General features: G+C 59.5%; 11 protein-coding genes. 9 read left to right on the plus strand and 2 right to left on the minus strand.

Features of this window, described 5'->3' with window-relative positions; translation table 11 throughout:
• The first annotated feature begins 124 nt into the window (after positions 1-124).
• Genes rluE through purB form a run of 5 tightly spaced genes read left to right on the plus strand, consistent with a single transcriptional unit; the run spans position 125 to position 4,483 of the window.
• Positions 125-775 (plus strand): 23S rRNA pseudouridine(2457) synthase RluE, encoded by a 651-nt coding sequence (gene rluE / locus AC6CWS_RS23945; protein WP_032452457.1) that lies wholly within the window; start codon positions 125-127, stop codon positions 773-775.
• A gap of 16 nt (positions 776-791) precedes the next feature.
• The gene (locus AC6CWS_RS23950) at positions 792-1,250 is read left to right on the plus strand and encodes an NUDIX hydrolase (RefSeq protein ID WP_004150802.1); all 459 of its coding nucleotides are present in this window, start codon (positions 792-794) and stop codon (positions 1,248-1,250) included.
• Positions 1,251-1,306: 56 nt separating this feature from the next.
• Positions 1,307-2,413 carry a tRNA 2-thiouridine(34) synthase MnmA gene (gene mnmA, locus AC6CWS_RS23955; RefSeq protein WP_065883900.1) on the plus strand — a complete coding sequence of 369 codons (1,107 nt, stop codon included), beginning with the start codon at positions 1,307-1,309 and terminating at the stop codon, positions 2,411-2,413.
• 54 nt (positions 2,414-2,467) lie between these two features.
• Entirely contained in the window at positions 2,468-3,109 is a 642-nt protein-coding gene (gene hflD, locus AC6CWS_RS23960) for a high frequency lysogenization protein HflD (protein ID WP_004140557.1), read from the plus strand.
• A 3-nt stretch (positions 3,110-3,112) separates the two neighbouring features.
• Complete coding sequence (gene purB / locus AC6CWS_RS23965; RefSeq protein WP_004176557.1) at positions 3,113-4,483, plus strand: adenylosuccinate lyase; 1,371 nt, start codon at positions 3,113-3,115, stop codon at positions 4,481-4,483.
• Positions 4,484-4,537: 54 nt separating this feature from the next.
• Here purB and AC6CWS_RS23970 read toward each other — a convergent pair whose 3' ends face one another.
• Together AC6CWS_RS23970 and AC6CWS_RS23975 are read right to left on the minus strand one after the other, a co-directional pair.
• Positions 4,538-4,900 (minus strand): cupin domain-containing protein, encoded by a 363-nt coding sequence (locus AC6CWS_RS23970; protein WP_032452456.1) that lies wholly within the window; start codon positions 4,898-4,900, stop codon positions 4,538-4,540.
• Between the two features lie 83 nt (positions 4,901-4,983).
• Positions 4,984-5,790 (minus strand): AraC family transcriptional regulator, encoded by an 807-nt coding sequence (locus tag AC6CWS_RS23975; RefSeq protein WP_023289162.1) that lies wholly within the window; start codon positions 5,788-5,790, stop codon positions 4,984-4,986.
• Between the two features lie 21 nt (positions 5,791-5,811).
• On the opposite strand from AC6CWS_RS23975, the gene AC6CWS_RS23980 reads away from it, so the two are divergent.
• The 4 genes from AC6CWS_RS23980 to AC6CWS_RS23995 all read left to right on the plus strand — a co-directional run bounded on the left by AC6CWS_RS23980 (position 5,812) and on the right by AC6CWS_RS23995 (position 9,416).
• Complete coding sequence (locus AC6CWS_RS23980) at positions 5,812-6,030, plus strand: hypothetical protein (protein ID WP_130941824.1); 219 nt, start codon at positions 5,812-5,814, stop codon at positions 6,028-6,030.
• Positions 6,031-6,071: 41 nt separating this feature from the next.
• The gene (gene phoP / locus AC6CWS_RS23985; RefSeq protein WP_004206636.1) at positions 6,072-6,743 is read left to right on the plus strand and encodes a two-component system response regulator PhoP; all 672 of its coding nucleotides are present in this window, start codon (positions 6,072-6,074) and stop codon (positions 6,741-6,743) included.
• Positions 6,743-8,209 carry a two-component system sensor histidine kinase PhoQ gene (phoQ, locus tag AC6CWS_RS23990; protein WP_004206635.1) on the plus strand — a complete coding sequence of 489 codons (1,467 nt, stop codon included), beginning with the start codon at positions 6,743-6,745 and terminating at the stop codon, positions 8,207-8,209. The genes phoP and phoQ overlap by 1 nt, the downstream gene beginning before the upstream one ends.
• An 85-nt stretch (positions 8,210-8,294) precedes the next feature.
• The gene (locus tag AC6CWS_RS23995) at positions 8,295-9,416 is read left to right on the plus strand and encodes a ribosomal protein uL16 3-hydroxylase (RefSeq protein WP_004206634.1); all 1,122 of its coding nucleotides are present in this window, start codon (positions 8,295-8,297) and stop codon (positions 9,414-9,416) included.
• Positions 9,417-9,840: the final 424 nt, after the last annotated feature.

Genomic DNA, 9,840 nt, shown 5'->3' on the forward strand with positions numbered 1-9,840 from the left:
CCGTGTCGCCTTCCTGTCTGTGTTGCGAATCGGTTTGAGCAATTTTTTGTTAATAATTTGTAATGAGCATGTCAATACTACCTGAATGTTTGCGTCCATGAAAGGCATTCGTAATTAGGCTATAATGCGGCAATTGATAGAGCCTGAAAATACCATGCAGAAAACTTCATTTAGAAAACATCGCGTTGAGCGATTCAGCACACAACAAGTCACCAGACAACGCAAAGAACGCCAGCCAAAAACTGTGATCTTGTTCAATAAACCCTATGATGTGTTGCCACAATTTACCGACGAGGCCGGGCGCAGCACGCTGAAAGATTTTATTCCCGTAGCGGGCGTCTACGCCGCAGGTCGACTCGATCGCGACAGCGAAGGGCTGCTGGTGCTGACCAACGATGGCGCGCTGCAGGCGAAGCTGACCCAGCCGGGTAAACGCACCGGCAAGATCTACTACGTCCAGGTGGAAGGCGAACCCACCCCCGAGGCGCTGGCCGCTTTGCGCGACGGCGTCACCCTCAACGATGGCCCCACCCTGCCTGCCGGCGTAGAACTTGTGGAGGAGCCCGCCTGGCTGTGGCCGCGCAACCCGCCGATTCGTGAGCGCAAATCGATCCCCACCCGCTGGCTGAAGATCACGCTCTACGAGGGACGCAACCGTCAGGTGCGCCGGATGACCGCCCACGTCGGCTTCCCTACCCTGCGGCTGATCCGCTACGCCATGGGCGGCTACACCCTCGACGGGCTGGCCAACGGCGACTGGCGCAAAGCCGAATAACCGAAAAGGAAAAGCGATGTTTAAACCTCATGTCACTGTTGCCTGCGTGGTTCACGCTCAGGATAAATTTCTCATCGTCGAAGAGACCATTAACGGCAAAGCATTGTGGAACCAGCCGGCGGGCCATCTCGAGGCCAATGAAACGCTGCTGCAGGCCGCCGAACGTGAACTGTGGGAAGAGACCGGCATTCGCGCCACGCCGCAGCACTTCATCCGCATGCATCAGTGGCTGGCCCCCGATAACACCCCGTTTCTGCGCTTCCTGTTCGCCATCGAACTTAGCGATCTGTGCGCCACTGAACCGCACGACAGCGATATCGATCGCTGCCTGTGGCTCAGTGCTGAGGAAATTCTTAACGCGCCAAACCTGCGCTCGCCGCTGGTTGCCGAAAGCATTCGCTGCTACCTGCAGGACCCGCGCCAGCCGCTGTCGCTGATTGGCGCATTTAACTGGCCGTTCACAGGGGGTGAATGAACGGTGAGCGCGTGCTAGAATACGCCGCCTCGAAGTTCAATGTAGCGAGTATTTCCATGTCAGAAAGCCAGAAAAAAGTGATCGTCGGCATGTCCGGCGGCGTCGACTCCTCGGTCTCCGCGTACCTGCTGCTGCAGCAAGGGTATAAGGTGGAAGGCCTGTTCATGAAGAACTGGGAGGAAGACGACGGCGAGGAATACTGCACCGCCGCCGCCGACCTTGCCGATGCGCAAGCGGTCTGCGATAAGCTGGGCATTGAACTGCACACCGTTAACTTTGCCGCCGAATATTGGGATAACGTCTTTGAGCTCTTCCTGGAAGAGTACAAAGCCGGCCGCACGCCGAACCCGGATATTCTGTGCAATAAAGAGATCAAATTTAAAGCCTTCCTCGAGTTTGCCGCTGAAGACCTCGGCGCCGACTACATCGCCACCGGGCACTATGTGCGCCGCGCCGATGTCGACGGTAAAAGCCAGCTGCTGCGCGGTCTCGACGGCAACAAAGATCAGAGCTACTTCCTTTATACCCTCAGCCACGAGCAGATTGCCCAGAGCCTGTTCCCGGTGGGTGAGCTGGAAAAACCGCAGGTGCGTAAGATCGCAGAAGAGCTGGATCTGATCACCGCGAAGAAAAAAGATTCCACCGGCATCTGCTTTATCGGCGAGCGTAAATTCCGCGATTTCCTTGGCCGCTATCTGCCGGCGCAGCCGGGCAAAATCCTCACCGTCGACGGCGAGGAGATCGGCACCCATCAGGGGCTGATGTACCATACCCTGGGCCAGCGTAAAGGACTGGGTATCGGCGGCACCAAAGAGGGTAGCGAAGACCCATGGTATGTGGTCGATAAAGACGTGGAGAATAATATTCTTATCGTCGCCCAGGGCCATGACCACCCGCGCCTGATGTCCGTCGGCCTGATTGCCCAACAGCTGCACTGGGTTGACCGTGAACCGCTGCAGGGCACCCTGCGCTGCACGGTGAAAACCCGCTATCGCCAGACCGATATCCCCTGCACCGTTACCGCGCTGGATGAAGACCGTATCGAAGTCACCTTCGATGAGCCGGTCGCGGCGGTGACCCCGGGCCAGTCCGCGGTGTTCTATTTGGGTGAAGTGTGCCTCGGCGGCGGAATTATTGAACAACGACTGCCTCTGCAGTCCTGAACGCGCGTTATTTCCGCCGGGACGAACCGCCCCGGCGGCTGACAAGGAGTATGTGTGGCGAAGAATTACTATGACATCACCCTGGCGCTGGCTGGCGTTTGCCAGGCGGCGCGACTGGTTCAGCAACTGGCGCATCAGGGACATTGCGACAGCGATGCCCTGCATGTGTCGCTGAACAGCATCATCGACCTCGATCCCGAGTCGACGCTGGCGGTGTTCGGTGGCAGTGAAGCCAATCTTCGCCTCGGCCTTGAAACGCTGCTCGGGGTGCTCAATACCAGCAGCCGTCAGGGCCTCAATGCGGAACTCACCCGCTATACCCTGAGCCTGATGGTGCTGGAGCGCAAGCTCGCCGCCAGTAAAGGGGCGATGGACACGCTCGGCAACCGCATCGCCGGCCTGCACCGTCAGCTGGAGCACTTTGACCTGCAGTCCGAAACGCTGCTCAGCGCCATGGCGGGCATCTATGTCGATGTGATAAGCCCGCTGGGCCCGCGTATTCAGGTGACCGGCTCCCCTGCCGTGCTGCAAAGCCCGCAGGTGCAGGCGAAAGTTCGCTCAGCGCTGCTGGCGGGGATTCGCGCCGCGGTGCTCTGGCATCAGGTGGGCGGCGGACGTCTGCAGCTTATGTTTTCCCGTAATCGTCTGGTTAACCAGGCAAAGCAAATTCTTGCTCATTTAACCCCGGAGTTGTGATCTATGGAATTATCCTCACTGACCGCCGTTTCCCCTGTAGACGGCCGCTACGGCGATAAAGTCAGCGCGCTGCGCGGTATCTTCAGCGAATTCGGTTTGCTGAAATTCCGCGTTCAGGTGGAAGTACGTTGGCTGCAAAAACTGGCCGCCCACGCAGCGATCAAGGAAGTTCCTGCTTTTGCTGCCGACGCAAACGGTTTCCTTGACAAAATCGTCGCCGATTTCAGCGTTGAAGACGCCGAGCGCATCAAAACCATCGAGCGCACCACTAACCACGACGTGAAAGCGGTAGAGTACTTTCTGAAAGAGAAAGTCGCTGACGTCGCCGAACTGCACGCCGTGTCGGAGTTTATTCACTTCGCCTGTACGTCCGAAGATATCAATAACCTCTCCCACGCGCTGATGCTGAAAACCGCCCGCGACGAAGTGGTTCTGCCTTACTGGCGCAAGCTGATTGACGCGGTAAAAGATCTGGCGACCCAGTACCGCGATGTACCGCTGCTCTCCCGTACCCACGGCCAGCCGGCGACGCCGTCCACCATGGGTAAAGAGATGGCGAACGTCGCCTACCGTATGGAGCGCCAGTACCGTCAGCTGAACCAGGTGGAAATCCTCGGTAAAATCAACGGCGCGGTGGGTAACTACAACGCCCACATCGCTGCCTACCCGGAAGTCGACTGGCATCAGTTCAGCGAAGAGTTTGTCACTTCGCTGGGCATTCAGTGGAACCCGTACACCACGCAGATCGAGCCGCATGACTATATCGCTGAGCTGTTTGACTGCATCGCGCGCTTCAACACCATTCTGATCGACTTCGATCGCGACGTGTGGGGCTACATCGCGCTCAACCACTTCAAACAGAAGACCATCGCCGGGGAAATCGGCTCCTCCACCATGCCGCACAAGGTGAACCCGATTGACTTCGAAAACTCCGAAGGCAACCTCGGCCTGGCCAATGCGGTCATGCAGCACCTGGCCAGCAAACTGCCGGTTTCCCGCTGGCAGCGCGACCTGACCGACTCCACCGTCCTGCGTAATCTCGGCGTGGGCATCGGCTATGCGCTGATCGCCTATCAGTCCACCCTCAAAGGGATCAGCAAGCTGGAGCTGAACCAGGATCGCCTGCTGGACGAACTGGATCACAACTGGGAAGTACTGGCTGAGCCGATCCAGACCGTGATGCGTCGTTACGGTATCGAAAAACCGTACGAGAAGCTGAAAGAGCTGACCCGCGGCAAACGCGTTGACGCGGAAGGGATGAAGCAGTTTATTGACAGCCTCGCCCTGCCGGAAGAGGAAAAAGTGCGTCTCAAAGCGATGACCCCGGCCAACTATATCGGTCGGGCAACCACCATGGTTGACGAGCTGAAGTAAGCGCCCTGCCCCTCTTTCCGCCGGAAAGAGGGGCGTTTTATCGCCGGAAGGCGATCAGATCCAGACGTCGTTCACCGCCGTCCGCTCGCCCCCCTCGTGGCCGGTATTCAGCACCCCGCGCGGTTCAATCAGCAGCAGCTTCGCTTCCATCTCCGCCGAGGTCTTATGTTCCACCCCGCGCGGCACGACGATCATCTCCCCGGCCTTCACCAGCACATGTCCGTCGCGGAAGTCCACGCGCAATACCCCCTCCACCACCATCAGCGTCTCATCGGTTTCCGGATGGCTGTGCCAGATAAAGTCGCCGGCGATGCGCACGATCTTGAACTGATAGTCGTTCATTTCGGCCACCACTTTGGGCTGCCATTGTTCGCTGAACAGGGAAAATTTGTGAGCAAGATTAACGAGTTGATACATAGGCTGTCTCCTTGTGATAAAGGCAGTCAGCATAGTTCGCCGCGCCGCGGTCACGCTTGAACGATTGTGCAACCTGCGCCGCCTTAGCCGCGGATCGCCCGCAGCCAGCGCCCCGGAGAGAGGCCAAAGCGGCTGATAAACTGGCGCGTCATGTGGCTCTGGTCGGCAAAACCCGCCTCGGCGGCAATATCCACCAGACGCTCCCCGGCGCGCATCCGCTGGCGACAAAAATCGAGCCGGCGCATCATGACGTAACGCCACGGACTGGTGCCATACAGCGTTCTGAAATCGCGGCTCAGGCTCCAGCGGTCGCGGCCGCTGACCTGCGACAGGATGTCGAGGGTCATATCCTGCATAAAACAGGCATGGATATACTCCCGGGCCCTCTCCGCCGCCTGATAATCAAACGCCTGGCGACGGGAACGCTGCCCACCGACCACGGCCAGGGTCTGCGCCAGGTCGTACAGGGCGTCCTCTTCCTCCAGCGGCTCGAAGGTAGCCGTGACCGCTTTCAACAACGGTTGCGCGGCGCGACGTAGCCGTGGATCCGCCGACAGGCCGCCGGGGATAAACGGCAATGGCCTGCCGCCGAGTATCTTCTGGATCAACGCGGGTTCGATATAGGCCATGCGGTAGTGAAACCCCGCCTCGGTGCCCGCCTCGCCATCGTGTATTTCGTCCGGGTGAAGGACCATCGTCCCGCCGGGCAGACTGTGCTGTAGCCCGCCGCGATAGTGAAAGCTCTGCACGCCGGCGATCGTCTGGCCGATGGCGTAGGTGTCATGCCGGTGCGGCTCATAGCCGTGGCCGCCGAAGAAGGCTTCGATGCGCTCCGTCCGACTGGGCGACTGCGCCAGCCTGACCCAGTCCGCGCTCTGCTGCTGAGACATAATGGATAACCTGCGGCGTCATTGAGGGATAATTCCAGCACTATTACACAAAAAATTAACATCACCAACCCGCCGCTGCCCGCGCCCTGCCGCTGGGCGTTTGCTGAAATTACGCATAGAATGAAGGAGTTCCATACCCGTGCGCAAAAGGCGCCGCCCAACGCCAACCTGCCCGGCGATGCTGCACGCCGTTTGTATAAAAAGCTTTATTTAACAGCTGTTTATATTTTGCGTATATAATAAGCGTCAGACTACTTTCGAAATTGCAAGGGAGAACAGCCATGCGCGTACTCGTGGTTGAGGATAATGCCCTGCTGCGTCACCACCTCAAAGTTCAGCTACAGGAGCTGGGCCATCAGGTCGATGCCGCAGAGGATGCCAAGGAAGCGGATTACTATCTGGGCGAACATCTCCCGGATATCGCCATCGTCGATCTCGGTCTGCCGGACGAAGATGGATTATCGTTGATCCGCCGCTGGCGCAGCCACGACGTGTCACTGCCGGTGCTGGTGCTGACCGCCCGCGAAGGTTGGCAGGATAAAGTCGAAGTGCTGAGCGCCGGGGCGGATGATTACGTCACCAAGCCTTTCCATATTGAAGAGGTTGCCGCCCGCATGCAGGCGCTGCTGCGCCGCAACAGCGGCCTGGCCTCGCAGGTGATCTCTCTGCCGCCGTTCCAGGTCGACCTCTCCCGGCGCGAGCTGTCGGTGAACGACCAGCCGATCAAGCTGACGGCTTTTGAGTACACCATTATGGAAACCCTGATCCGCAATCGCGGCAAAGTGGTCAGTAAGGATTCCCTGATGCTCCAGCTTTACCCGGATGCCGAACTGCGTGAAAGCCATACCATCGACGTGCTGATGGGCCGGCTGCGTAAGAAAATTCAGGCTGAATACCCGCAGGACGTCATCACTACGGTGCGCGGCCAGGGCTATCTGTTCGAACTGCGCTGATGAAGGGACTGTTGCGGCATATTTTCCCGCTGTCGTTACGGGTTCGCTTCCTGCTGGCGACCGCCGGGGTGGTACTGGTGCTCTCCCTGGCTTATGGCATGGTGGCGCTGGTGGGCTACAGCGTCAGCTTCGATAAAACCACCTTCCGTCTGCTGCGCGGCGAGAGCAATCTCTTTTATATGCTGGCCAAATGGGAGAACGGCGCCATTGACGTCGATATCCCGGAAAATCTGAATATGGAAAGCCCGACGGTGACCCTTATTTACGATGAGAAGGGCAAACTGCTGTGGGCGCAGCGCGATGTCCCCTGGCTGACAAAACGCATTCAACCGGATTGGCTGAAACGCAATGGCTTTCATGAAATTGAAGCCGATGTCGACAGCAGCAGTATGCTGTTGCGCAATAACCATGAGGTTCAGGAACAGCTGGACGCCATCCGCGAACAGGGCGACGATTCGGAGATGACCCACTCGGTGGCGATCAACTTCTACCCGGCCACCAGCAAAATGCCCCAGCTCAGTATCGTGGTGGTCGACACCATCCCGGTGGAGCTCAAGCGCAGCTATATGGTGTGGAGCTGGTTTATCTACGTGCTGGCCGCCAACCTGTTGCTGGTGATCCCCCTCCTGTGGGTCGCCGCCTGGTGGAGCCTGCGCCCCATCGAGTCGCTGGCCAAAGAGGTGCGCGAGCTGGAGGAACATCACCGCGAGAAGCTCAATCCCAACACCACCCGCGAGCTGACCCGGCTGGTCAGCAACCTTAACCGGCTGGTTCGCAGCGAGCGTGAACGCTATGACAAATACCGCACCACCCTCACCGATCTCACCCACAGCCTGAAAACGCCGCTGGCGGTGATGCAGAGCACGTTGCGCTCGCTGCGCGGCGAGAAGATCAGCGTCGACGAGGCGGAGCCGGTGATGCTGGAGCAGATCAGCCGTATTTCGCAGCAGATTGGTTACTATCTGCATCGCGCCAGCATGCGCAGCGGCGGCACCTTGCTGAGCCGGGAGCTGCACCCGATCGCCCCCCTGCTCGACAGCCTGACCTCCGCCCTCAATAAGGTTTATCAGCGCAAGGGGGTCAATATCTCGCTCGACATCTCGCCGGAGATCAGTTTTGTCGGCGAGCAGAACGATTTTATGGAAGTGATGGGGAACGTTCTCGATAACGCCTGTAAGTACTGTCTGGAGTTCGTGGAGGTTTCCGTGCGCCAGACCACCGACAGCCATCTGCACATTCTGGTGGAAGACGATGGGCCGGGGATCCCGCCGAGCCAGCGCCGCGCTGTCTTCGACCGCGGTCAGCGGGCGGATACTCTGCGTCCCGGCCAGGGGGTGGGGCTCTCCGTCGCCCGGGAAATCGTCGAACAATATGACGGGGAGATCATCGCCGGCGAGAGCCTGCTCGGCGGCGCCTGCATGGAGGTGGTGTTTGGCCGCCAGCTGATGGAAGATAAAGAGAGTTAATCGTTGAGTTTTTTCACGGCGCCTGCATCGCCGGGGCGCCGCATCCGTTATAATCCCTGTCAGACACCTGCAGTGGAATATCAATATGGATTATCAATTAACGCTTAACTGGCCCGACTTTATCGAACGCTACTGGCAAAAACGGCCGGTGGTACTGAAGCGCGGCTTCGCCAATTTTATCGACCCGCTGAGCCCGGACGAACTGGCTGGACTGGCCATGGAGAGCGAGGTCGATAGCCGCCTTGTCAGCCATCAGGATGGAAAATGGCAGGTCAGTCACGGTCCCTTCGAAAGCTACGATCACCTGAGCGAAAACAACTGGTCCCTGCTGGTACAGGCGGTCAACCACTGGCATGAGCCGTCGGCGGCGCTGATGCACCCGTTCCGCGCCCTGCCGGACTGGCGTATCGACGACCTGATGATCTCCTTCTCTGTACCGGGCGGCGGCGTCGGCCCGCATCTGGATCAGTATGATGTGTTTATCATCCAGGGCACTGGCCGTCGGCGCTGGCGCGTCGGGGAAAAAGTGCCGATGAAACAGCACTGCCCGCATCCGGACCTGCTGCAGGTTGACCCCTTCGAGGCGATCATCGATGAAGAGATGGAGCCGGGCGATATTCTCTATATTCCGCCAGGATTCCCGCATGAGGGATATTCGCTGGAAAATTCGCTGAACTATTCGGTCGGCTATCGCGCGCCGAATGCCCGCGAGCTGTTCAGCGGCTTTGCCGACTACGTTCTCCAGCGCGAACTGGGCAGCCAGCGCTACGCCGATCCGGACGTGCCCTCCCGCGACCATCCGGCGGATATTTTACCGGCCGAACTCGACCGCCTGCGCGAGATGATGCTGGGGCTGATTAACCAACCGGAGCACTTTAAGCAGTGGTTCGGCGAGTTTATCACTCAGTCGCGTCATGAGCTCGACGTCGCGCCGCCGGAGCCGCCGTATCAGCCCGATGAAATTTACGATGCCCTGCAGCAGGGCGATACCCTGGAACGCTTGGGCGGCCTGCGGGTGCTGCGCATTGACGGCGAGGTGTTCGTCAATGGCGAGAAGATCAACTCTCCGCACCGCCCGGCGCTGGACGCCTTAGCCACCCACCTGACGCTGCGCGCCGACCATTTTGGCGATGCGCTGGAAGATCCCTCTTTCCTCGCCATGCTGGCGGCGCTGGTCAACAGCGGCTACTGGTTCTTTGGCGACTGAGTGCCATCCTGCCCGGCGGCGCTGCGCTTGCCGGGCCTACGGGTTCCGCGGTCACCTGTTGGACCCCAGGCCGGATAAGGCGTTAGCCGCCATCCGGCACGAAGACAGGCACCCGCTCTGCTGTTGACCGCCCGGCGGCGCTGCGCTTGCCGGGCCTACGGGGTCAGCAGTCACCGGTTGGACCGTAGGCCGGATAAGGCGCAGCCGCCATCCGGCATAAAGACGAGTACCCGCTCTGCTGTTGACCGCCCGGCGGCGCTGCGCTTGCCGGGCCTACGGGGTCCGCGGTCACCGGTTGGACCGTAGGCCGGATAAGGCGTTAGCCGCCATCCGGCATAAAGACGAGTACCCGCTCTGCTGTTGACCGCCCGGCGGCGCTGCGCTTGCCGGGCCTACGGGTTCCGCGGCCACCGGTTGGACCGTA

The organism is Klebsiella sp. M041, assembly GCF_059759695.1.